Source organism: Pseudoclavibacter sp. JSM 162008 (genome assembly GCF_041366455.1).
GTDB lineage: Bacteria > Actinomycetota > Actinomycetes > Actinomycetales > Microbacteriaceae > Pseudoclavibacter.
Map to the genome: position 1 here is coordinate 1 of NZ_JBEWYX010000013.1, position 22,619 is coordinate 22,619.

At 69.3% G+C, this 22,619-nt stretch carries 18 protein-coding genes and 1 pseudogene; 10 read left to right on the forward strand and 9 right to left on the reverse strand.

The genetic code is table 11. The features are described from left to right. Window positions 1–429 precede the first annotated feature (429 nt). A complete protein-coding gene (locus ABVF28_RS11570; RefSeq protein WP_371030565.1) occupies window positions 430–966 on the reverse strand; it encodes a hypothetical protein in 537 nt (178 codons plus the stop codon). Window positions 967–1,234: 268 nt separating this feature from the next. Here ABVF28_RS11570 and ABVF28_RS11575 point away from each other — a divergent pair, with 268 nt between their 5' ends. Next, window positions 1,235–2,560 carry an alpha/beta hydrolase gene (locus ABVF28_RS11575; protein WP_371030566.1) on the forward strand — a complete coding sequence of 442 codons (1,326 nt, stop codon included), beginning with the start codon at window positions 1,235–1,237 and terminating at the stop codon, window positions 2,558–2,560. A gap of 25 nt (window positions 2,561–2,585) precedes the next feature. On the opposite strand, the gene ABVF28_RS11580 is transcribed toward ABVF28_RS11575, so the two are convergent. From ABVF28_RS11580 to ABVF28_RS11595, 4 genes are all read right to left on the reverse strand, one after another. Further along, window positions 2,586–4,070 (reverse strand): amino acid permease, encoded by a 1,485-nt coding sequence (locus tag ABVF28_RS11580; protein WP_371030567.1) that lies wholly within the window; start codon window positions 4,068–4,070, stop codon window positions 2,586–2,588. Window positions 4,071–4,300: 230 nt separating this feature from the next. Next, window positions 4,301–5,101 carry a tryptophan-rich sensory protein gene (locus ABVF28_RS11585; RefSeq protein WP_371030568.1) on the reverse strand — a complete coding sequence of 267 codons (801 nt, stop codon included), beginning with the start codon at window positions 5,099–5,101 and terminating at the stop codon, window positions 4,301–4,303. A 123-nt stretch (window positions 5,102–5,224) separates the two neighbouring features. Continuing rightward, the gene (locus ABVF28_RS11590) at window positions 5,225–5,749 is read right to left on the reverse strand and encodes a pyridoxamine 5'-phosphate oxidase family protein (protein ID WP_371030569.1); all 525 of its coding nucleotides are present in this window, start codon (window positions 5,747–5,749) and stop codon (window positions 5,225–5,227) included. Between the two features lie 169 nt (window positions 5,750–5,918). After that, a complete protein-coding gene (locus ABVF28_RS11595) occupies window positions 5,919–6,962 on the reverse strand; it encodes an NUDIX domain-containing protein (protein WP_371030570.1) in 1,044 nt (347 codons plus the stop codon). Between the two features lie 229 nt (window positions 6,963–7,191). Here ABVF28_RS11595 and ABVF28_RS11600 point away from each other — a divergent pair, with 229 nt between their 5' ends. Then, window positions 7,192–7,617, forward strand: a complete 426-nt coding sequence (locus tag ABVF28_RS11600; RefSeq protein ID WP_104311742.1) for a hypothetical protein — start codon at window positions 7,192–7,194, stop codon at window positions 7,615–7,617. Window positions 7,618–7,652: 35 nt separating this feature from the next. Here the strand turns inward: ABVF28_RS11600 and helR are convergent, their stop codons facing one another. Further along, complete coding sequence (helR, locus tag ABVF28_RS11605) at window positions 7,653–9,818, reverse strand: RNA polymerase recycling motor ATPase HelR (protein ID WP_371030571.1); 2,166 nt, start codon at window positions 9,816–9,818, stop codon at window positions 7,653–7,655. Window positions 9,819–9,870: 52 nt separating this feature from the next. Beyond that, window positions 9,871–11,070, reverse strand: coding sequence for an FUSC family protein (locus ABVF28_RS11610; RefSeq protein WP_371030572.1), 1,200 nt, complete (start codon window positions 11,068–11,070; stop codon window positions 9,871–9,873). Between the two features lie 255 nt (window positions 11,071–11,325). Here ABVF28_RS11610 and ABVF28_RS11615 point away from each other — a divergent pair, with 255 nt between their 5' ends. From ABVF28_RS11615 to ABVF28_RS11630, 4 genes and pseudogenes are all read left to right on the forward strand, one after another. Continuing rightward, window positions 11,326–12,342 carry a siderophore ABC transporter substrate-binding protein gene (locus tag ABVF28_RS11615; RefSeq protein WP_371030573.1) on the forward strand — a complete coding sequence of 339 codons (1,017 nt, stop codon included), beginning with the start codon at window positions 11,326–11,328 and terminating at the stop codon, window positions 12,340–12,342. Between the two features lie 118 nt (window positions 12,343–12,460). Further along, on the forward strand, window positions 12,461–13,474 hold the full coding sequence (locus tag ABVF28_RS11620) for an ABC transporter permease (RefSeq protein WP_371030574.1): 1,014 nt from the start codon (window positions 12,461–12,463) through the stop codon (window positions 13,472–13,474). Continuing rightward, a complete protein-coding gene (locus ABVF28_RS11625) occupies window positions 13,467–14,516 on the forward strand; it encodes an iron chelate uptake ABC transporter family permease subunit (RefSeq protein WP_371030575.1) in 1,050 nt (349 codons plus the stop codon). The genes ABVF28_RS11620 and ABVF28_RS11625 overlap by 8 nt, the downstream gene beginning before the upstream one ends. A 34-nt stretch (window positions 14,517–14,550) precedes the next feature. Further along, window positions 14,551–15,310: pseudogene (locus tag ABVF28_RS11630) on the forward strand (ABC transporter ATP-binding protein). 24 nt (window positions 15,311–15,334) lie between these two features. Here the strand turns inward: ABVF28_RS11630 and ABVF28_RS11635 are convergent. Continuing rightward, window positions 15,335–16,036: a glutamine amidotransferase gene (locus ABVF28_RS11635; protein ID WP_371030576.1), complete on the reverse strand. Its 702-nt coding sequence runs from the start codon at window positions 16,034–16,036 to the stop codon at window positions 15,335–15,337. A gap of 83 nt (window positions 16,037–16,119) precedes the next feature. Beyond that, on the reverse strand, window positions 16,120–16,788 hold the full coding sequence (locus ABVF28_RS11640; protein ID WP_371030577.1) for a GntR family transcriptional regulator: 669 nt from the start codon (window positions 16,786–16,788) through the stop codon (window positions 16,120–16,122). A 181-nt stretch (window positions 16,789–16,969) separates the two neighbouring features. On the opposite strand from ABVF28_RS11640, the gene ABVF28_RS11645 reads away from it, so the two are divergent. Genes ABVF28_RS11645 through ABVF28_RS11660 form a run of 4 tightly spaced genes read left to right on the forward strand, consistent with a single transcriptional unit; the run spans window position 16,970 to window position 22,553 of the window. Next, the gene (locus ABVF28_RS11645) at window positions 16,970–18,262 is read left to right on the forward strand and encodes an NRAMP family divalent metal transporter (RefSeq protein ID WP_371030578.1); all 1,293 of its coding nucleotides are present in this window, start codon (window positions 16,970–16,972) and stop codon (window positions 18,260–18,262) included. Between the two features lie 29 nt (window positions 18,263–18,291). After that, window positions 18,292–19,110 (forward strand): LamB/YcsF family protein, encoded by an 819-nt coding sequence (locus ABVF28_RS11650; protein ID WP_371030579.1) that lies wholly within the window; start codon window positions 18,292–18,294, stop codon window positions 19,108–19,110. A 9-nt stretch (window positions 19,111–19,119) separates the two neighbouring features. Beyond that, window positions 19,120–20,769: a 5-oxoprolinase/urea amidolyase family protein gene (locus ABVF28_RS11655; protein WP_371030580.1), complete on the forward strand. Its 1,650-nt coding sequence runs from the start codon at window positions 19,120–19,122 to the stop codon at window positions 20,767–20,769. Next, window positions 20,766–22,553, forward strand: a complete 1,788-nt coding sequence (locus ABVF28_RS11660; protein ID WP_371030581.1) for a biotin carboxylase N-terminal domain-containing protein — start codon at window positions 20,766–20,768, stop codon at window positions 22,551–22,553. Before ABVF28_RS11655 ends, ABVF28_RS11660 begins: the two co-directional genes overlap by 4 nt. Window positions 22,554–22,619 lie beyond the last annotated feature (66 nt).

The window sequence follows — 22,619 nt, forward strand, 5'->3', positions numbered from 1 at the left end:
GAGGGTAGCGTTACGCATGTCGAGGTCTCTCGGATGGGTGTGTAGGAACTTCCATCATGGGAGACCTCGACCTCTACCAGCGCAACGACGCACTCCCCCACTCCTACACTCTCAAACGCGATGAGCCCCTATGAGTTCATGCACCCGTCGACGACGAAGAGTGTCGCCAATCGCTATCGGCCACTTCAAATCCATGTTTTCAGACTAGTGATGTTCCGCCGTCCACCTATGTCCGACGCCCAGCACCCGCGTAGGGTCGGTTTCGCGACCTGGCGCATCCATAACCGAGAACCGAGCGCCCCGGTCCCAGTCTGGCTGAGCAACACCGGAGTCGTCGCGCTGCTGGTGTTCGCGTTCTGGCCGGTGTGGGCGAGGCCCTGACGGGCGCGCTGATGATCGCGAGCCTGAGCGTCCGGCCGCAGATCCGCACTAGCTCCCCTGCACGCACCCCGCAGGCAGTGAGTTCCCGCTGATCGAGAAGTCGTCACAGGTGAGGAAGTGCGCCTGGTTGAGGCCGAGGACGTAGGCGATGACGACGATGCCGCCGACCACGGCGACGATCAGCCAGCGTCGGCGCTTCGTGGTGCTGGACGCGAAGTCCGGCCACACGATGCGCAGCAGTACCCACAACGTGAACGGCACGCAGATGAGCACCACCAGCAGCGCCGCGAAATCGACGAGAGCGGTAACGACGTCGTCCGAATCTTCGTCGACGAGGAAGTTCAGGACCAGCCACGCCGTCGGCACCAGCAGCACGGCCGCACGACCGATTCGGCCCCAGACGGGACGCCGCTCGAGCAGCACGAACACGAACGCCGCCGTCGAAGCCGCCCAGAAGCCGAGGATGTCGTCGAAGAACACCTCGCCCCACGCACCAAGCGTGAACGCCGGCCACCAGGCGACCGCGGCCATACCCACCATGACGACCCCGAGCGGCACGTCCCGCTGACGATCGACCGGGGTCACTGCAACATTCTCGGGGGTGCTCACCCCCGAAACGTAGCGCCCAACCGGGCGACGCGGAAGCCTGCCAATGGCCCGCGGCCCACGCCGCGCCGCCGTGCACAAGCCGCGCCGCACATCCGCCCGCCGCCACCCAGCCAGGCACCCCGCAACCGCGTGTAGCTTTCTCTCACCCTGTGTGAGAAGTTGAGTCGACCAGTGCCGCAGCTTCGCAGGAATCCCCCGTCACGCTTCGCCTGAAGGAGCACCCGATGTCGTTCCCCGCACGCGCATGAGCGCCATCCTCGAGCTGCCGATCATCAACTCGCCGGCGATGTGGATCATCTACCTCGTCGCCATCACCTTCACGGTCACGCTGCTCATCCGCAAGAACAGCAAGAGCAAGCACGGCAAGACGAAGCGGTGGCTGCCGCGCGCACTCATCGGCATCGTCGGCGGCGCCATCGTCGGGTTCCTCATCTACCTCGGCGGCAACACCCTCGACCTGTTCGGCGTCGAGCTTCCAGGCCCCGTCGGCACGTGGGCCTCCGCCACCTTCGCCGGCAGCGGCCTCGCCATCGCATCCTTCCCCCACTCGAAGCCCTGGCGCAAGATCGTCGCGAGCATCTCGATCCTCGCCTACCTCGTCGCCGGCGCAACCGGCATCAACGCGCTCTACGGCCTCAATCCCACCCTCGGCTCAGTGTTCGGCATCGTCGAAGAAGACCAGATCACCCTGCCCGATCTCAACGCCGACAACCGAGCCGCCCCGACGCAGCCCCTCGCTTCAACCTGGCAGGCACCCGCAGACATGCCCTCGGTCGGCGAACGCGGCTCCGTCCCCATCCCCGGCACAACGTCGGGCTTCGTCGCCCGGGACGCGGGCATCTACCTGCCACCGGCGGCCCTCGTCGACAACGCGCCAGCACTCCCCGTCGTCATCATGATGATGGGCTACGTCGGCAACCCCGACCCCACGATCATCAGCGACGTCCTCGACCAGTTCGCCGCCGACCACAACGGCCTCGCACCCATCGTCGTCGTCGCCGACCAGCTCGGCGGCCAAGGCGACGTCGACCCCGCCTGCGCCGACTCCGCCAAGTACGGCAACGCCGAAACCTACGTCACGACCGACGTCGTCAACTGGGTCAACGCGAACCTCAACGTCATCCAGGACCCCAAGTACTGGACCGTCGCCGGCTACTCCAACGGCGGCGGATGCGCAGCGAAGTACGGCGCGAAGGACCCGGGCACGTTCAAGAACATCATCAGCGTCTCCGGCGAGCAGTACCCGGGATCCGAAACCCCCGAAGCCGTCCAAGCCGACATCTACGGCGGAGACGCCGCCGCCTTCGAAGCGTCGAAGCCCATCAACATCTTCCAAGCCGCCCCAGCAGGCACCTACGCGGGCATGACCGCGATCTTCACAGCCGGCAGCGAAGACCCCAACTTCGTGTCCATGGCAACCACCGTCTCCAACGCCACCCAAGCCCTCGGCATCGCCACCACCCTCTTCATCGTGCAAGGCGCCGACCACGGCGGCGACGCCGTCAGCGGCGGCCTCACCGAAGGCTTCAACGTGCTCTACCCGGTGCTCGGACTGTCGACCGGAAGCTGAACGAGCATCCGCAAAGCGCGGCAGGCTACGCGCGAGGCGTGCCCTCCGGGCCACCGGACGCCGCGACCCGACCCGCGCGACGTCGCACGAGCATCCACGCGATGCCGAGGATCACGAACCACACCGGGGTCAGCAGCAGCGGGCCGCGAGTGTCCTCGAACAGGCCGAGCACCACAAGCATGAACGCGAAGAACCCCAGCACCACCCACGTCAGGGGAACGCCGAAGCATAACCGGTAGGCGGATGCGGCGTGCAGCTCGGGCCGCCGGCGCCGGTACACGAGGTACGACGCGAGGATCATCGACCACACGAAGATGAACAGGATCGACGACACGGCCGTCACCAGCTGGAAGGCGTCGTCGAAGATCAACCCGAGCGAGCCACCCAGCAGCACGACCCCGCACGACAGCAGCAGGGCATTGCCCGGGACCGCGGTGCGCGTCAGCTTGCCGAACACCGACGGCGCCTGCCTCGTCGTCGCGAGGCCATACGCCATGCGGCTCGACGAGAAGAAGCCGCTGTTCGCAGCGGAGACCGCCGAGGTCATGACCACAGCGTTGATGAGCGCCGCCGCCCCACCCAGCCCGATCAGAAGGAAGAGCGCCACGAACGGACTCTCGCTCGGGTCGATCTCGCTCCAGGGCGTGACGCACATGATGACGCCGAGCGCGAGCACGTAGAAGAACAGGATGCGCAGCGGCACCTGGTTGATGGCCCTCGGCAGGTTCTTCTCAGGGTCCTTCGCCTCGGCGGCGGTGGTGCCGACGAGCTCGATGCCGGCGAACGCGAAGATCGCGATCTGGAAGCCGCCAAGGAATCCGACGAAGCCATTGGGGAAGAAGCCGCCGTCGTCCCAGAGATGCGCGACGCTCGCGGTGTCACCGTGCGGGGCCGTGAACGACGTCACGATGAGGAAGAGGCCGACCACGATGAGCCCGAGAATCGTCACGACCTTGATGAGTGCAAACCAGAACTCGGCCTCGCCGAAGGCCTGCACCGCGATCAGATTCAAGGCGAGCACAAACGCGACCGCGACGACCATCGGCACCCAACCGGGAAGGTCGGGCCACCAGAACCTCGCATACGTCTGCACACCGACCATATCCGCGGTCGCGATCGAGATGAGGCAGAGCCAATAGGTCCAGCCGATGAAGAACCGCGCCCATTCCCCGAGGTAGTCGGCCGCGAAATCCTGGAACGTGCGATATCCGAGATTGGAGAGCAGCAGCTCCCCCATCGCTCGCATCATCACGAACAGCATCGCTCCGACAACCACGTACACGAGCAGGATCGACGGACCCGCCTTATGGATGCCGATGCCGGACCCCAGGAACAGTCCGGTGCCGATCGCACCGCCGATGGCGATCAGCTGGATGTGCCGATTGCTGAGGCCGCGCTCGAGCCCCACTCCCGGCGGGGCGTCACCCGCGTCATTACCCTCCGTCGAAGACGAGGTGGAGCGGCGTGCGGCTGTCATCGAGGCGACAACCGCGAATGGGGGAAACAGCACACGGTGCTCATGGCCAGAGCTTAGAACTCGTCCGAAGAAAAAGCACCGAAAAGAATTGGTGGAGGACTCTGGAATCGCACCAGACAAGGCGTCTCAAGAACGCGTCCCCCAAGGGTTCCGAGTGTAGGCGTCGGTTCAGCGGAACGTCAAGGATTCGATGATCGATTCCCGTGTCGTCCGCTATCTCGGTGGTAGTGCCGACGCGAGAGAGCGGACGAACGGGGCTCGGCTCAGGCCAGGGGCGGCGTCGAGTTCTTGGCGCTGCGCCAGTCGATGGACTTCGCGAGCAGGCCGGTCACCGCGATGAGAACCGCAACCGCAAGCGCGACGACGCCGACAAGCGTCGACTCGGGTGCATCCGAGAGCCGCCCGAAGCCGACCCAGGCGACACCCCAGATGATGGCGGCCGAGACGGCGAGGTTCTTCCAACGCCAGATGTAGAACGTTGCGAGGCCGAGGACGGCGACAAGTGCGGCGGTCGTGGAGATCTCGCCGAGCGTGCTTTCAGCTGCGACACCTGTCGAGACGATGGCGGCGCCAAGGTTCGCGAGCGTGGCGACCGACACCCAGCCCAGGTAGAGGCCAAACGTGGTGTCGACGGCGAGGCGCTCACCCCAGTTTTCGGCGGGATGCGCGGCGATGCGGCTCACGAGCACGATGCAGACGGCGAGCAGCGCGACGATGACGCCGACGCTCACCCAGATGAGGCCGAACTGGGTGACCAGCAGCCACCCCGCGTTGAGGAGCATGGAGAGGGCGGCCCACCAGCCGGTGGCCCGCGCCTTGGCGGAGTGCGCCTGCTTCGGCAGCCACTGCCAGACGACGTACGCGAACAGGCCCAGGTAGATGACCGACCAGATCGAGAACGCGGTGCCAGCGGGAGCGATGAGTGTGGCGTCGGCGGAGAGGTTGCCGCTCGACGACTGATTGACCTCGGTGCCGCCGAACAGGCCCACCCCGAAGAGGGTCCCGACGACGCAGAGGATTCCAGAGACGGTCACGAACAGACGACGAAGCAGATCGGAGGACATGCAAAGAAGCTAAACGATCTAACTGAATGGGTCGTGGGTGTTGACGAGCCCGTGCCCGCCGAGACGAGTGGCCCGGCCCCGCTGAGCGCGGGACCGGGCCACCGAAGCCTGCTGCAGTTCTGCTTACAGCTCGACCTTGGCGTTGTCACCCTCGAGCGGCTCGCCGGACACCTTCGACTTGATGAAGCTGAAGGCAGTCGCGATGCGGCCGCCTGGGCTGTCCCAGTACTCGGCGCCGCTCGCCGAGAACTTCAGCACGCCCACGTTCGGGTCCTCTGGTCCGTTCGGGAACCACGCCTCCGCCGCAGGGTTCCACAGCTCGCGCAGCTTCTCCGGCGTATCCACGAGTCCGGCAGTGCCCGACAGCGAGACCCACGAGTCGTTCGAGCTCAGTGACACCCCGGCACGCGAGTCCGCGCCCAGGTTCCGCACCGTGGTCGAGTCCTTCTGAATCAGGAACCACAGGTCGCCGTCGAACTCCGCCTCCTGGATCGTGAGCGGATGCGCGACCAGCGAACCCGAGCCCTCGATCGTCGTGAGCATGGCGAAGCGGAAGTCCTTGACGAGCTTCGCGATCTTCGCGACCTCATCGGACTGCGTCGCGTTCGAGTGCGTGCCGTGGCCGTCGTGCGTGGTGTGGTCAGTCATGTACTGCTCCTCGGGGTCGAATCCTGCACGCTGAGGCGCCCGCTCGGGGCGCTCCCGTTACCGGGACTCCGTGAACGTACGCACGCGGCATCCGAAGTCCCCTCGTGTCGCCCGAACGCCCGCCGTGCACTCCCGGCGTGCCACCTGGGAGGACCGCGCAGGGCGAGTGCTACGGCTCGAGGGAGCGCCGGGCCCCGTAGCCGACCAGATCCCGCAGCCACCCCACGCCGCGCACGCTGGCACCGACCGCCACCGCACGTTCGCCCAGCTCCCGGTCGCTCGTCGCGACCGTCACGGACTCCCCCATCGCCAGGCGACGACGAGCCTCGTCGACGATCGCGTCGTCTCCGGATGCGGTGGCCCGGACCACGCTGACCGCGGCGTTCTTCACCGATTCGCTGGAGGCCGGGCAACTGGCATCCCGCGCGGCACCTTCGACGACGACAGCGAACTCCGGGAACCACCGATCCCCGGTCAGTCCGAGGTCTGCCGCGGGGACGCCCGCGCTTGTGGCACTTCGGGAGGCGTGCGAGGGAACGCCCGAGGTCGACCCGGAGGCCGCGGTCGGGACGCTGGATACTGCGGCTCGCGCTCCGGCGAGCGCGAAAGCGTGCACCTTCGCGAGCAGACGCTCGGCAGCGCCGGCGCGGTCCCGCCACCAGCCATCCGGCACCGAGCCGACGACATTCGCCGCATCGACGATGACCACCGGCCGCACCGCGAGCGCGGACCGAAGCTCGGGCCAGGCGGCAGCGAACCCGTGATGGAGGGGCAGGTCGTCGACCTCGTCGATGGGGACCCACCGCAGCTCGAGGCTCTCCGCGTCGGCGATCACGGGCTCGAAGGGGTGGACGACGCGGGCGACGAGCGTCGTGTAGCGCCAGAAGCCGAGCTCCAGCACGCTGGTGAAGAGCGGCGTCATGGCCTCGGCAGGCACTCCGGCCTCCTCGGCGGCCTCGCGCAGCGCCCCGACGGTCGGCAGCTCAGCCTCGTGGAGGGCGCCGCCCGGAATGCCCCAGGTGCCGCCGTGGTGGCTCCACTCGGCACGGTGCTGCAGGAGGATCCCGCGTTGCGGGTCTGCAGCTACCAGACCTGCCGCGCCGAACCTGCCCCAGTAGCGCTGACCGGTGTCGGAGTACACCCACGCGTCGCCCGGATCGCGTGGGCCGTGCAGGCGTCGCGAGACCTGTCTGCTGGCGGGGGAAGTCGTCACCAAGTCAGCTTCACACGGCGCGGCCACCCTGCCAAGGCCCGCGGGTGCTCGGCGTCACAGACCTCGGCGCCCCTCCGCCGTCTCGAGGCCGCCCCCACCTGCCTCCGCCCGAGCTCGCCACGCAGGCGCTCCGCTCGACTTCGCAGGCACCTGGGCTGTGGATGCGGGTCCGTGCACAGCGGGCGAGAAAAGCGGCCGCGTCCCGAGTCGCCGAGCGCAGACTCGTGCCATGACAGCGATCCCAGCCCCGATGACCGACCCCATCACCACCGACGAGGACGTCCTGCGTCATGTGACCGCTCTTGTCGGACAGGCCTACCGGCGCCAGCTCTGGCTCATGTTCCTCGACGCCGACGATCACGCGCTCCCCGTGCTCATGCCGATCGAGGCCTACCCGCAACGCCCGACCCACCCGCAGCTCGAGCGGATCGCCAGCGTCATCTCCCGCATGATCGACGAGCTGCAGGCCGCGAGCGTCATGCTCACGTGGGAGAGACCTGGGCCCGGCGACTCGACTTCAGATGAGCGTCTCTGGGCTGCCGCGCTCGGCATCGTCTGCGAGGTGAGAGAACTGTCCGTGCGGGCGCAGCTCCTCGCGTCCAGGGAGGGCGTGCGCCTGTTCGAGAAGGCCGAGTACTTCGCCGTCGCCGCGTGAGGTCCGCCCGGCAAGCACGACCCGTCGCGGCACCGTCATTCCGTGGCCAGCACCACCAGCTGCTGCGTCGCCCTCGTCATCGCGACGTAGCGGTCGACGGCACCCTCGATGCCTGTTCCGAAGCGGTCAGGGTCGATGAGCACCACGAGATCGAACTCGAGGCCCTTCGCGGTCTCCGGAGTGAGCGAGCGCACCCGCCCGCGGTTGTCGTAGGCGAGGGACCGGTCGCTGCCCACCGCGGTGATGACGCACGCGATCCCGTCGAGGTGCTCGTCGAGCCACGCGTCCAGCACGCCCTGCAGGTCAGCGACACCGCCGTACACGACCGGGAGACCGCTGCTGCGCACCGAGACCGGCACGTTCGCGTCGGGAAGGGCCTCGAGGATGACGGGTGCGGCCTCGAGCATGACCTCCTCCGGCGTGCGGTAGTTGATCGTGAGCTGGGCGACCTCGACCTTCGGCAGACCGACGCGCGCCAGACGCTCCTCCCAGGTCTCTCGGAACCCGTGACGCGCCTGCGCCCGGTCGCCGACGATCGTGAAACTCCTCGACGGGCACCTCGCCAGCAGCATCGCCCACTCCGCGTCCGTCAGCTCCTGCGCCTCGTCGATCACCACGTGCGCGAACGGCCCCGCGAGCTCGTCGAAGTCGACGGGCGGCAGGGAATCCTCGTCGATGAGCGACTGCTGCGCATCCTCGACCCGCAGCATCGTGACCAGCCCCTCCCCGTCGTCATCGCCCTCGATGAGGTTGTCGACAACGTGCGACATGTTCTCCTGCTGCGACGCCAGCGCCTCAGCCCGTCGCGCCCGCTGCCGGAACTCGTTCGGGTCGCCCGTGAGGCGCCTCGCCACGTCGATGAGCGGGAGGTCCGAGACAGTCCAAGCACGAGCATCCGGGCGCTGCAGCCGACGCACCTCATCGGCACCCAGCTCGGGAGCGCACCACTGCAGGTACGCCGGCACCGACCACAGATCGGCGATCACCGAGGCCGGATCGAGCAGCGGCCACGCCTTCGCGAACGCAACCCGCAGCCGCTCGTCGCGCATGAGCGTCGCCCGCACCGAGTGCTCCGACGCGCTCGGCGAGCGCTTGTCGACGAGCAGTCGCAGCACCTCCTCCCACACCTGCTCTCGAGCCTCGTTGTGGGTGAGCCCAGGCTCGTAGGCCACGAACGCCTCCGCCCAGTCGGCCGCGTCGAGCGTCAGCTCCTGCGAGTCCGTCGTCGTCACCGTGAACGGTGCCCGCGGCGGACGCTGGTGGTAGCGCACCGCCTTCCCCACGGCGCGCACCAGATCGAGCGACGACTTCAGGCGGGCGACGGATGCGTCGGCCTCGTCACGCGCATCCGCCCCCTCGGGCAGCAGGTCGCGCAGCGTGCACAGCTGCACGCTGTCCTCCCCCAGGCTCGGCAGCACGTTCGCGACGTAGTTCAGGTAGGGGCGGCTCGGCCCGACGAAGAGCACCCCGCCGCGGCCCTGCTTGAAGCGCGGGTCGGAGTAGAGCAGGAACGCCGTGCGGTGCAGGGCGACCACCGTCTTGCCGGTTCCCGGCCCGCCATCCACGACCAGGGCGCCGCGCGAACCCGCCCGGATGATCGCATCCTGATCGGCCTGGATCGTGCCGAGCACATCCCGCATCTCGCCAGACCGCGCGGAGCCGAGGCTCGCGATGAACGAAGACTGGTCGTCGAGCGCCACCCGCCCCGCCATCTCCTCGGGCACGAACACCTCGTCCCAGTAGTCGACGACCCGCTCCACGTTCCACCGGTACCGCCGCCGACTCGCCAGGCCAAGCGGATTCGCGTGCGTCGCCGCGAAGAACGGCTCAGCCGCCGGCACCCGCCAGTCGATCAGGAGGCGCCGCCCGTCCTCATCCGCGAGTCCGAAGCGCCCCACGTAGATATCCGGAGACCCGTCCGCCGGCGTCATACGCCCAAGGCACGCGTCCACCCCGAACCGCTCGAGCCCGCGAAGCTGCCGCGACAGGCGGTGGATCTCCGTATCGCGGTCGAGCGCCTGCTGCCCCGCCCCTCCATCGGTGAGCCGAAGCTCGTCGAGCCGCGACGCCAGCTCACGCTTCTGGCGCGACAGGGCCCCGGCGATCGCCGCGAACTGGCTGGCATCCTCGCCGACGAGTTCGGGGTCCGACTTGAACGACAGGTGCGGCGGCAGGGCAAAGACTTCAACAGGAGATGTCACGATCGCTCATTCTGGTGCCTCGACGGGGTCTTGCGGCAAGCCCCCTGGTGATCTATACCTTGGAAGAGGCAGGCGACTGCCATCTGGGCCTCCACTCGAGCAGCACCGCGATGCCGATCGCGACCGCCACGCCGATGGCCGTCTCGACGCCGCGCTCCAGCAGCAGCTGGCCCGCAGAGACGTCACCCGCCAGGCGGCCCATGACCAGCACCAGTGGCGTCAGGAACAGCAACCCGATCGTGTAGTTGCGCACGATGAACAGCTCCACCCCACCCTGCAGCGCGATCACCAGCAGCACCACGACCAAGCAGCTCGGCTCGAACGCCAGCAGCACCGCTGCCACGCCAAGACCCAGCACCGTGCCCACAAGTCGATGCGTCGCCCGCAGCACCCGATGGAACCCCGTCGCCGCAGACAGACCCGCGATCGCAGACACCATCGCCCAGTACGGATGCCCGATGCCGATCAGCAGCGGGATGGCACCGGCGATGAGGGTGCCGACCGCGAACATCGTCGCCCGACCGATCGCCGACGAACGCGCCGGGCGGACCGACCGAATCGACCCCGTCACCGGCGCCAGACCCGAACGTGCCGCGTCGGCACCAGAACCCGCGGCCCCAGCGCGTGCCGGATCGGCCCCAGCGGCAGCGGCGGCGGTCCTAGCGGCAGCGGCACTCGACGGCTGCGACGTCGCGGCTGCCCCGGTGCGCGCACGCGCCCGATCCACGACGACACCGACAGCGCCGAACGCGAGCCCGAGCAGCAACGACCATGCCGCCGTCACAACCGCGACGCCGATGCCGACCAGCAGCACCTCGCCACCCACCGCGAGCGCCGCGATGGCGGCCAGCGCGAAGATCTGGAACATCGGCCCTGGTGGAGCCCACCGCACACGGTCGCCGAGGAGCGACATGAGGAACGCCCACATCGCCGCAGCGGGCAGCACGAGCAGAGCCCGGCCAGGCGAGAGCGCGATGACGGCGCCCACGCCGACCGACGCGAGGAGCGAACCCGCCGCGATCGACTGCATCCGGAACCGACCGAACACGCTGAGCCCACGACCGTAGACGCTCGTGAACGCTCCGAAGACGGCGAAGATCGCGAACGGCATCGACCCCGTCGCCCACAGGAGCACCAGCGGCACCCCGATCGCCAAGGCGACCCGAAGCGCCACCCAGTGATCGCGGCGGTAGGGGCCCATCGTCGTGAGGTCACGCCAACCGGGGATCATCGAAGGACGAGAAGAAGGCATTGCCCCATGGTCTCGCGCCTATCTCGCGCCGGGCACTTCTCCCCGGAACTCCACTCAAGATCGCCCAACCCGGCCCCAGAACTTAAGATAGGCTCGCCTTACTCGAAGCCGAGTCGCGCTGGATGATCAGCACGATTCGCAGGCTTGGCCCGTCCGCCCCGAAGCGCCCGTGCGGCCCCTGCAGCGGCTTTACATCCGTGCCCGAAACATCACCTGTGCGCGAAACACAGCCCATCCCCGAACCGAGGATCCGCCATGCCCAAAACGCTCACCGCCCCCACCCGGCGCACCGCCGCCCGCATCCAGGGAGCCGGCCTCCTCGCCATCTCGGCGCTCCTGCTCGCCGGATGCGCCCCGGCCGACTCCGCACCTGCCGCCGATGCGGATGCCGCGGCAGCAGCGTCCGGAACCGTCACGATCACCGACAACCACGGCGAGATCGAAGTGCCCGTGAACCCGGAGCGCGTCGTCGCCCTCGACAACACCACGTTCCAGACCCTCAGCGACTGGGGCATCGACGTCGTCGCGGCCCCCAAGCCGCTCATGGAGAGCGTCTGGCCGGACCTCGCCGGTGGCGACGAGGTGCTCGACGTCGGCCTCCACCGCGAGCCCGACCTCGAGGCCGTCATCGAGGCAGACCCCGACCTCATCATCGGCGGCTACCGCTTCCAGGACTACTACGAGGACCTCAAGGCGATGCAGCCGACCACCATCGAGATCAACGCCCGCGACGGCGAAGAGGCGACGAGTGAGCTGAAGCGCCAGGTCGAGATCCTCGGCCAGATCTTTGACAAGGAAGGAGAGGCCGCAGAGACGATCGCCGCCTTCGACACGGCCATCGCCGACGCGAAGAGCGCCTACAACGGCACCGACTCGGTTGTCGGGCTCATCACCTCCGGCGGCGAGATCGCCTACGCGGCACCGGGTGAGGGCCGCGGCGTCGGCCAGCTCTTCCCCACGATCGGCCTCACCCCGGCCATCGACCAGGCCGCTGAAGACGCCTCCCACGGCGACGACATCAGCGTCGAGGCCATCGCGCAGGCCAACCCCGAGTGGATGATCGTGCTCGACCGTGACGCCGGCACCGGCGAAGAGGGCGCGACCGCAGCCGCCGACCTCATCGCGGGCGCCGAGGCACTCCAGAACGTGCCAGCCGTGCAGAAGAACCAGATCGTCTACCTCGACCCGACGTTCTACCTCGACGAGGGCATCCAGGCCTACACCGGCCTCTACGCCGACGTCGCCGCGGCGTTCGCCGGCGCCAACAGCTAGGCAGCGCACCCGCCCTGTGCCCCGCCGCTCGGAAGGCGCCCCCACGTCGTCCGGGCAGCGGGGCACAGCGCAGCAGACGCACTACAGCACCCAGCCGCCAGCCCATGACAGCGAGCGAATGACAGCAACAGCCCCACCCCCGGCCGCATCGGCGCCGCGGATCACCCCCGCGTACCGCGTGCCGCTCCTCAACCGCCGAGGCGCCCTCCCGGTTGGCATCGCCGTGGTGCTCGGCCTCGCCGTCCTCTCCCTCTTCGTGGGCGCCTACGACATCGCGGGGAACGAGTTCGGCGGCGAGATGATCTGGATCTCCCGCGTCCCCCGCACCGTCTCCCTCGTGCTGGCCGGATGCGCCATGAGCGTCTCCGGCCTCATCCTGCAGCTGCTCACCCAGAACCGCTTCGTCGAGCCCACGACGACGGGCACCACCGAGTGGTCCGCCCTCGGCCTGCTCGTCAGCTACATCGTCGTGCCCACAGCGGGCCTCACGACCCGCATGGTCATGGCCAGCGCCTCCGCCTTCATCGGCACCATGGTGTTCCTCGCCGTGCTGCGCCGCGTCGCCCTCCGCTCGGCCCTCATCGTGCCCCTCATCGGCATCATGCTCGGCGCCGTCGTCTCCGCCTTCACCACCTGGCTCGCCATCGAGACGAACTACCTGCAGATGCTCGGCACCTGGTTCATGGGCAGCTTCACGAGCGTCGTGCGCGGCCGCTACGAGGTGCTGTGGATCGTCGCCATCATCGTCGTCATCGCCTACTTCGTCGCCGACCGCTTCACGGTCGCCGGCCTCGGCAAGGACATCGCCACGAACTTCGGCGTCAACTACAACCTCGTCATGTTCATCGGCACCGCGCTCGTCGCCATCGCGACCGGCGTCACGACCGTCGTCGTCGGCTTCCTGCCGTTCCTCGGGCTCATCGTGCCGAACCTCGTCTCCATGGCCCGCGGCGACAACCTCAGGTCGAACCTGCCATGGGTGTGCGTGCTCGGCGTGGGCATCATCATCGTCTGCGACATCATCGGCCGCGTCATCCGCATGCCCTTCGAGCTGCCCGTCTCGATGATCCTCGGCATGGTCGGCGCCGCCGTCTTCATCACCCTCCTGCTCCGGATGCGGCGCGATGGCTGACACCGTGCCCCGCTCCCCGAGATCCACAGCCCGCCGCGTCGGCGACAAGGTCAGCGACGCGTCCAAGCCCGCCAAGCCGCCCCGCCTCTGGCTGCGCTTCAGCATCCTCGGCGCCCTCGTCGTCCTCTCGGCCGTCGGCGTGCTCACCTACGACATCGCCATGGAGCCCGGCAGTCGCGGTTTCTGGCTCGCCGTCAACCTGCGAGTCGTCACGGTCGCGACCGTCATCATCGTCGCCGCCTGCCAGGCCGTCGCCACGGTGCTCTTCCACACGGCGACCGGCAACCGCATCCTGACCCCCTCGATCATGGGGTTCGACGCCATCTACGTCGTCTTCCAGACCGCCCTCGTGTTCTTCCTCGGCGGCGCGGCCCTCGCCTCGACCGACGGCCTCCCCAAGGTGTTTTTGCAGAGCTTCCTCATGGTGGGCTTCGCGACCGTGCTCTACACGTGGCTCTTCTCCGGCAAGCGCGGCAACCTCCACATCATGCTGCTCATCGGCGTCGTCTTCGGCGTGGGCTTCGGCTCGCTCTCGACCTTCATGCAGCGCCTCCTCACGCCGAGCGAGTTCGACGTGCTCTCGGCGAAGCTCTTCGGCAACCTCAGCAACTCGAACCCCGAGTACCTGCCGTGGGCCGCGCTCATTATCGCGGTCGTGCTCGCCTTCATCTGGCGCACCAGGAACACCCTCGACGTGCTCGCCCTCGGCCGCGACACCGCCGTCAACCTCGGCGTCGCCTACAAGCGCAAGGTCACGGTGCTCCTCATCCTGACGGCCGTGCTCATCTCCATCTCGACGACCCTCGTCGGCCCCATGACGTTCTTCGGGTTCATCGTCGCGACCCTCGCCTACCAGCTGACCGGGTCCTCGCAGCACAAGCACGTCATCCCGTTCGCGATGCTCCTCGGCATGCTCACCCTGCTCGGCGGCTACTTCGTGCTCCGCCACGTGTTCTACGCGGCCGGCACCCTCTCGATCATCATCGAGTTCGTCGGCGGCCTCTTCTTCATCTGTTACCTATTACGTAAAGGTGCGCTGTGACTCCGCTTAGCTACCTGCTCCGAAAGGGCGCCCTGTGATCTCGCTCTCGAACGTCACCAAGACCTACGGCAAGGCGACCGTGCTCGGGCCCGTCAGCCTCGACATCCCCGCAGGCGGCATCACGGCCCTCGTCGGCCCGAACGGCGCCGGCAAGTCGACGCTGCTGACGATCGTCGGCAGGCTGACGGATGCGAGCACCGGCACGGTCACCGTCGGCGGCCACGACGTGACGAAGGCGAAGAGCCGCGACCTCGCGAAGGTCGTCTCCATCCTCCGGCAGGAGAACCACTTCGTCACCCGCCTCACGGTGCGGGAGCTCGTCGGCTTCGGCCGCTTCCCCCACTCGCAGGGGCGGCTCACGCCAGCAGACAAGCAGCACATCGACCGGGCCATCGAGTTCCTCGACCTTACGACCCTCGAGCACCGCTACCTCGACCAGCTCTCCGGCGGGCAGCGGCAGCGGGCCTACGTCGCCATGGTGCTCGCGCAGGACACCGACTACATCCTCCTCGACGAGCCCCTCAACAACCTCGACATGAAGCACGCCGTCGCCATGATGGGCCAGCTTCGCCGGGCCGCGGACGAACTCGGCAAGACGTTCGTGATCGTCATCCACGACATCAACTTCGCCGCCGCCTACGCCGACAACATCATCGCCCTCACCGACGGGCAGCTCGCGCACTCCGGCAGCCCGAAGGACCTCATGACGACCGAGACCCTCGAGCACGTCTTCGGCACCCCCAATCGAGGTGCGCCACGACGGCGACTACCCGCTCGCCGTCTACTACCGGTAGGCGCCCGGGGCGAGATCCGGGCGTCTACCCGGCGAGACCGTCGACCCAGGCGCCGACGACCTCGCGGGCGGCAGCCGTCAGACGAGGCGCGAGCTCGAGCGCATCCGCCCTGATGTTCCGCGGGTCGAGCTCGTGCATCGCCAGCTCGTAGGCGTTCGCGATGAGCCACGTCTCGACCATCTGCGGGTCGACCTCGAGGTGGAACTGCAGGCCGAGCAGGTTCGGGCCCGCGGCGAACGCCTGGTTCGGGAAGCCCGGGGTCTCGGCCAGCCGCGCGGCGCCGGCGGGAATCTCGAACTGGTCGCCGTGCCAGTGCAGCACCGGCACGTCGCGCAGCCCCTCGAGCACAGAGCCCGCTCCGTCTTCCGTGAGCGTCAGCGGCGAGAAGCCGATCTCGACCCTGCCCGTCGGCGCAACGGCGGCGCCCATGGCTGCCGCCATGAGCTGGGCTCCGAGGCACACACCGAGCGTCGGGCGATCGGCCTCGACCCGAGCTCCGATCGCCGCGATCTCGGGCGCGAGGAACGGGTAGTGCTCCGCATCCCCCACCCCGATCGGTCCGCCGAGCACCACGACGAGGTCGGCCGCGAGCAGCTCGTCCGCGGTGATCTCGTCCTGCCCGGCTTCCAGGTAGCGGATGCCGTACCCGCGCGCGGTGAGCACCTCACGGAGCAGGCCGAGGTCCTCGAAGACCACGTGGCGGACGACGAGGGCGGTGAGCGACACGGCGGGCTCCTTCAAGGGGGCGGGTTGGGACGTCAGATGCGTGGCGGTTGGATCGGCGCAGAGCGTCGGATGCGGTCCTCGGATCAGATCGTCGGCTCAGGCGCGATGCGCGCGTAGGCCGCGAGCACGGTGCGCTCCGACCTCACGAGGTACTCGTCGAGCGCCTGGGCGGCGTCCTCGGTGTCGCCCGCGATGTGGAGAGCGAGCACCCGCTGGTTGAGCTCGATGTACGGGGCGTGCAGGTACTCGAGGTCCTCGAGGAACCCGAAGGCGAGCCGGAGCTCGGCGGAGACGTTCGCGTAGACGCGGTCGAGCCGCTCGCTGTCCGCGAGCGCGACGATCGCCGTGTGGAACTCCATGTTCGCGGTGCCGACGGCGGCCCAGTCGCCGGCCTCGCGACCCTGGAGCGCACGCCCGACGGCTTCTCGCATCCGCGTGCCTGCCGGGTGCCGACCGGGGGCCGCGCGCAACGCCTGCACCTCGATCATGCGTCGCACCCGGTAGATGTCGAGGATGGATGCGAGCGAGGGGACGGCGACGAAGACGCCGGCATTGGGGCGGCGGGTGAGCAGCCGCTCCGCCGTGAGCATGCGGAACGCCTCGCGAAGGGTGTTGCGCGAGACCTCGAGCCGCTCCGTCATCGCGCTCTCCGAGAGGCGCTGACCGGGAACGATCTCGCCCGCGACGATCATCTGGCGGAGGCTCGAGGCCGCCCGCTCGGCCCTGTCGAGGGTCTCGTCGGCTGCGTTCACGCTTCGAACTCTACCGGCGGGCTCGGGCGTCGAACTCGTCGATCGGATTCCGGAAACAACCCCGATACATCTTGTAACAAGACATTTACGCGTCTATCGTTGAACAATCTGTTGCTCAGCGTTGAACAACCGTAGGGTTGCCGCAATCACTCGCTGCTCCCCTACCGACCTGGAACGAGTCATGTCCTCTACACCTCCTCCCGCATCATCGGCCTCACCCGCCGGCACCTCCGCCGCCGCCGACGAGGCGAGCACCCCCGAGAAGCTCAAGCAGTACGCGAAAGCCCGCCGCACCTCCCTGGTCGGCGCCCTCTTCCTCATGGCCACCTCGGCCATCGGCCCCGGCTTCATCACGCAGACGGCGACCTTCACCCAGCAGCTCGGCGCGGCGTTCGCCTTCGGCATCCTCATCTCGGTCATCATCGACCTCGCCGTCCAGCTCAACATCTGGCGCATGATCACGCTCTCCGGGAAGCGCGCGAGCGCCCTCGCGAACGACGCTCTGCCCGGCAGCGGCTACGCCCTCGCCGTGCTCATCGTCATCGGCGGCCTCGTCTTCAACATCGGGAACATCGGCGGCGCCGGGCTCGGCCTCAACGTGCTCCTCGGCCTCGACGTGAAGATCGGCGCCGTCATCAGCGCCGCGATCGCCATCGCCATCTTCCTCATCAAGCGTGCCGGCATCGTCATGGACCGCGTCGTCATCGTCGCGGGCGTCGCCATGATCATCCTCACCGTCATCGTCGCGATCGTGGCCCAGCCGCCCATCGGCGACGCGCTGCGCCAGACGATCCTCCCCGACACCATCAACTTCGCCACCATCACGACCATCGTCGGCGGCACCGTCGGCGGGTACATCGTCTACTCGGGCGCACACAAGCTCCTCGACTCCGGCAACGCCGGGCCCGAGCACATCAGACAGGTCAACCGCGCGGCCGTCACCGGCATCGTCATCACGGGCGTCATGCGCTACGTGCTGTTCCTCGCCATCCTCGGCGTCGTCGCGAGCGGCGTCGTCCTCGACACGACCCTCAACCCCGCCGCCGATGCCTTCCAGGCAGCCGCGGGCGAGGCCGGCTTCCGCATCTTCGGCGCCATCTTCTGGCTCGCCGCCCTCACGAGCATCATCGGCGCCGCCTACACCTCGGTCTCGTTCCTCCCCGTGTTCTCGAAGCGCATCGCCGGCCGCGCCGCCGACTTCTGGACCGTGGGCTTCATCGTCTTCTCGCTCGCCGTCTACCTGTCCATCGGCACCCCGCCAGCCACCCTGCTCGTCTTCGTCGGCGGCTTCAACGGCCTCATCCTGCCCATCGGCCTCACGCTGTTCATGTACATCGGCTGGTTCCGCCCGTCGAAGCTCGGCGGTGCGAAGTACCCGAAGTGGCTGCTGATCATCGGCACGCTCGCGACGGTCATCACCTGGTACATGGCGGTCAACGCGGTCGGACCGATCTTCGACCTCCTCAACACCTGATCCGCATTCCCGAGCGAAAGGCTGACCACATGAACGCACGTGCCATCGACCTCAACAGCGACCTCGGCGAGGGCTTCGGCCGCTGGACCCTCGGCGACGACCAGGAGATGCTCGGCATCGTCACGAGCGCCAACGTCGCCTGCGGCTTCCACGCAGGCGACCCGCGCGCCATCCGCTCCACCGTCAAGGGGGCGGCGGATGCAGGGGTCGCGATCGGCGCGCACGTCGGCTACCGCGACCTGGCCGGCTTCGGGCGCCGCAACATCGACGTCGCCTCCGACGATCTCGTCGCCGACGTGATCTACCAGATCGGCGCGCTGCAAGCACTCGCGGCCGCCGAGGGGACCAGCGTCAGCTACGTGAAGCCGCACGGCGCCCTCTACAACACGATCGTGCACGACGAGCGCCAGGCCGCCGACGTCGTCGAGGCCGTGCGCCTCGTCGACCCGAGCCTCGTGCTCCTCGGCATGCCTGGCTCGGCCGTGCTCCGGCTCGCGACCGAGGCGGGCCTGGCCACCGCGATCGAGGCGTTCGCCGACCGCGCGTACACCCCGCAGGGCACCCTCGTCTCCCGCCGGGAGCCGGGAGCCGTGCTGCACGACGTCGACGAGATCGCGAAGCGCATGGTGCGCCTCGCGACGGAAGGCCTCCTCGAGGCCATCGACGGCAGCACGCTCGAGCTGCGCGCCGACTCGATCTGCGTGCACGGCGACAGCCCCGGAGCCACCGACATGGCCAGGCAGGTGCGGCACGCGCTCACCGAGGCCGGCGTCGAGCTGCGCCCCTTCGCGCCAGCAGCGGCGGCGACAGCGGCCACCACGTCCGCGACCGCGACCGCGAGGAGCTGAGCCCACCCCATGAGAGTCCTCACCGCCCGCGACGACGCGGTCCTCATCGAGTGCGACAGCCTCGACGAGACGATCGCGCTCTTCGACGCCATGACCGCCCTGCGCATCCCCGGCGTCGGCGAGATGGTGCCGGGTGCCCGCACCCTGCTCGTCCCGTTCCGGCCTGCACGGGTCACCGCCGACGAGATCGAAGCCGCCGCCCGGGCGGCCGACCTCAGCGGCGTGCGTGCGGGAGAGCCGCGGCGTCTCGAGATCCCGACGCGGTACGACGGTGAGGACCTCGCGGAGGTCGCCGACCTCCTCGGCATCTCCGCCGACGAAGTCGTGCGCCGCCACACGAACGCGACCTTCACGGTCGGGTTCGTGGGCTTCGCGCCCGGCTTCGCCTACCTGACGGGCGACGACCCCGTGCTCGACGTGCCACGCCGGTCGACCCCGCGCACCCGCATCCCCGCAGGCTCGGTCGCCCTCGCCGGCACCTACAGCGGCGTCTACCCTCGCGAGAGCCCCGGCGGCTGGCAGCTCATCGGCACCACGGAGGTCCCCATGTGGGATCTCGACCGCGACCCTGCCGCCTTCATGGCGCCGGGCGACATCGTCACGTTCAGCGTCGACGCCGCGACCGAGCGGGCGCGCGCGACCGTGAGCGCTGAACGCGCGAACGCACCCAAGCAGACCGATCAGGCGCAACCCGAGGGGGCAGACGGCCGCGGCTCCGCCCTCGAGGTGGTCTCCCCCGGCCTGCAGACGCTGTTCCAGGACCTCGGGCGCGACGGCTACGCCAGCATGGGCGTCTCGGCCTCCGGATCACTGGATGCGCCCGCCCACCGGCAGGCGAACCGACTCGTCGGCAACGCCCCGGGCGACCCCACCCTGGAGGTCGCCTATGGCGGCCTGCGCCTGCGGGCACACGGCCCGCAGGTGGTGGCCGTCGCCGGCGCCGAGGTCGAGCTGACCGTGGACGGCGTCCTCCCTCGCACCGTGCCCTTCGGCGCGGCCTTCGCCCTCGACGACGGCGACGAGCTGCAGCTCGGCTCCCCCACGTCCGGCGTGCGCAGCTACCTCGCGGTGCGCGGCGGATTCGACGCACCTCCCGTGCTCGAGAGCCTCGCGACCGATCTCCTCGCGGGGCTCGGCCCCGACGCACTCGAGGCCGGTGACGTGCTCGGCGTCCGCGAGCCCGCGGCGCCCCTCGCCCCGGCGATCTCCGTCGCCGACGCGGCGCCCCGGGACCTGCCGGCCGCGGGCGGCGACAGCGTCGAGCTGCGCATCGTGCTCGGACCGCGCGACGACTGGTTCTCCGCCGAGGAGATCAGCCGCTTCACGAGCCAGGAGTGGCAGGTGACGCCGCAGTCGAACCGCGTCGGCGTGCGCCTCGAGGGCGACGCCCTCACTCGCGCGAAGGGCGGCGAGCTGCCGAGCGAGGGCTGCGTCAGCGGGGCCCTGCAGATGCCGCCCAGCGGGCAGCCCGTGCTCTTCCTCGCCGACCATCCCCTCACGGGCGGCTACCCCGTGCTCGGCGCCGTCATCACCGACGACCTTCCCCTCGCTGGCCAGCTGCCCGTCGGCGCCACCGTGCGATTCCGCATCGTCGAACCGCGCATCCACCAGCCACGCACCCAGACCCCACGCACCCAGACCCCAGGAGAACTCCGATGACCCGCATCAGCAAGGTCCTCATCGCGAACCGCGGTGAGATCGCAGGGCGCGTCGCCCGCGCCTGCGCCGACTACGGGGTCGCATCCGTCGCCGTCTACGCCGACTCCGATGCCGACGCCCTGCACGTGCGCCTCGCGGACGAGGCCGTGCCGCTCGAGGGCGAGACGTCGAAGGAGACCTACCTCGACGCCGACAAGCTCCTCGCCGCAGCCAAGGCGACGGGCGCCGACGCCGTGCACCCCGGCTACGGCTTCCTCTCCGAGAACGCCGACTTCGCGCGGGCCGTCGAATCCGCTGGCCTCGTGTGGATCGGACCGCCGCCAGCGGCCATCGAGCTCCTCGGCGACAAGATCTCTGCCCGCCGCCTGGCCGAGCGCGTCGGTGCGCCCCTCGTCGCCGGAACGAGCGGCCCCGTCGACTCCCCCGCGGAGGCGAGCGCCTTCGCCGAGGAGCACGGCCTCCCCATCGCGATCAAGGCCGCGTTCGGCGGTGGCGGCCGCGGCCTCCGCGTCGCGCGCCGACTCGACGAGGTCGAGGAGCTCTTCGCGGCAGCAGGTCGCGAGGCCGTCGCCGCGTTCGGTCGCGGCGAGTGCTTCGTCGAGCAGTTCCTCGAGTCGCCACGCCACATCGAAGCGCAGGTGATCGCCGACGAGCACGGCAACGTGGTGGTCGTCGGCACGCGCGACTGCTCGCTGCAGCGCCGCAACCAGAAGCTCGTCGAGGAGGCCCCCGCGCCCTTCCTGACTCCCGAGCAGCGGGAGCGCATCCACACCTCGGCCCGCGACATCTGCGCCGAGGCCGGCTACCGCAGCGCCGGCACGGTCGAGTTCCTCCTCGACGCGAACGGCATCATCTCCTTCCTCGAGGTCAACACGCGCCTGCAGGTCGAGCACCCCGTGACCGAGGAGACCGCGGGCGTCGACCTCGTGGTGCAGCAGCTGCGCATCGCCGACGGGCTCGCGCTCGAGGCGGCAGAGTTCGAGCCCCGCGGGCACGCGTTCGAGTTCCGCATCAACGCCGAGGACCCGGCGCGCGGCTTCCTGCCAGGGCCGGGCACCATCTCGCTGTTCCGCGCGCCGTCCGGTCCAGGCGTGCGCATCGACACCGGCGTCGAGACCGGCTCCGTGGTCTCCGGGCAGTTCGACTCGATGCTCGCGAAGCTCATCGTCACGGGGGCCACCCGTGAGGAGGCGCTCCGCCGCGCACGCCGCGCGCTGGCCGAGTTCGAGGTCGAGGGCGTGCCGACCGTGCTGCCCTTCCACCGCGCGGTGCTCGACGACCCAGATTTCATCGGCGGCGAAGGCCGCGACGGTGAGCCGGGCTTCGGCGTGCACACGCAATGGATCGAGACGACCTTCGCCGCGCGCATCCCGGAGCAGTCGCTCTCGGTCCAGCCGACGGACCCGTCCGTCGTGTCGACCTGGATCGAGCTCGACGGGCGACGCGTCGCCATGCGGCTCCCCGCGACGCTCTTCGCCGCGGGCGGCTCGGCTGCCGCGGTGTCGCCCGCCGGCGCGGCAGGTTCGGCAGCTTCTGCGGGGGCAGCGGATGCTGGCAGCGGGTCCGGCTCGTCAGTCGCGGCCCCCATGGCGGGCACGCTCCTGCGGTGGCTCGTCGATGACGGTGCAGCGGTCGAGGCGGGCACCGCGATCGCCGTGGTCGAGGCCATGAAGATGGAGACGCCCGTGCAGGTGAAAGCCGCCGGCACCCTGCGCCACCGGGCCGAGGCGGGCAGCCCGATCGCCGCCGGCGAGGTGCTCGCGGAGGTCGCTCAGGCGAGCTGAGCTCCGAGCCGCCGCGCCCCGAGCCAGACGAGGTGCCACCCGGAGCCGATTGTCGGTGGGTGCGGG

Coding starts and splice junctions, on each gene's coding strand:
- ABVF28_RS11575 (WP_371030566.1), top strand. CDS start 1,235: ATGAGCGCCATCCTCGAGCTGCCGATCATCAACTCGCCGGCGATGTGG.
- ABVF28_RS11585 (WP_371030568.1), bottom strand. CDS start 5,101: ATGTCCTCCGATCTGCTTCGTCGTCTGTTCGTGACCGTCTCTGGAATC.
- ABVF28_RS11590 (WP_371030569.1), bottom strand. CDS start 5,749: ATGACTGACCACACCACGCACGACGGCCACGGCACGCACTCGAACGCG.
- ABVF28_RS11600 (WP_104311742.1), top strand. CDS start 7,192: ATGACAGCGATCCCAGCCCCGATGACCGACCCCATCACCACCGACGAG.
- ABVF28_RS11610 (WP_371030572.1), bottom strand. CDS start 11,070: ATGCCTTCTTCTCGTCCTTCGATGATCCCCGGTTGGCGTGACCTCACG.
- ABVF28_RS11615 (WP_371030573.1), top strand. CDS start 11,326: ATGCCCAAAACGCTCACCGCCCCCACCCGGCGCACCGCCGCCCGCATC.
- ABVF28_RS11620 (WP_371030574.1), top strand. CDS start 12,461: ATGACAGCAACAGCCCCACCCCCGGCCGCATCGGCGCCGCGGATCACC.
- ABVF28_RS11625 (WP_371030575.1), top strand. CDS start 13,467: ATGGCTGACACCGTGCCCCGCTCCCCGAGATCCACAGCCCGCCGCGTC.
- ABVF28_RS11645 (WP_371030578.1), top strand. CDS start 16,970: ATGTCCTCTACACCTCCTCCCGCATCATCGGCCTCACCCGCCGGCACC.
- ABVF28_RS11650 (WP_371030579.1), top strand. CDS start 18,292: ATGAACGCACGTGCCATCGACCTCAACAGCGACCTCGGCGAGGGCTTC.
- ABVF28_RS11655 (WP_371030580.1), top strand. CDS start 19,120: ATGAGAGTCCTCACCGCCCGCGACGACGCGGTCCTCATCGAGTGCGAC.
- ABVF28_RS11660 (WP_371030581.1), top strand. CDS start 20,766: ATGACCCGCATCAGCAAGGTCCTCATCGCGAACCGCGGTGAGATCGCA.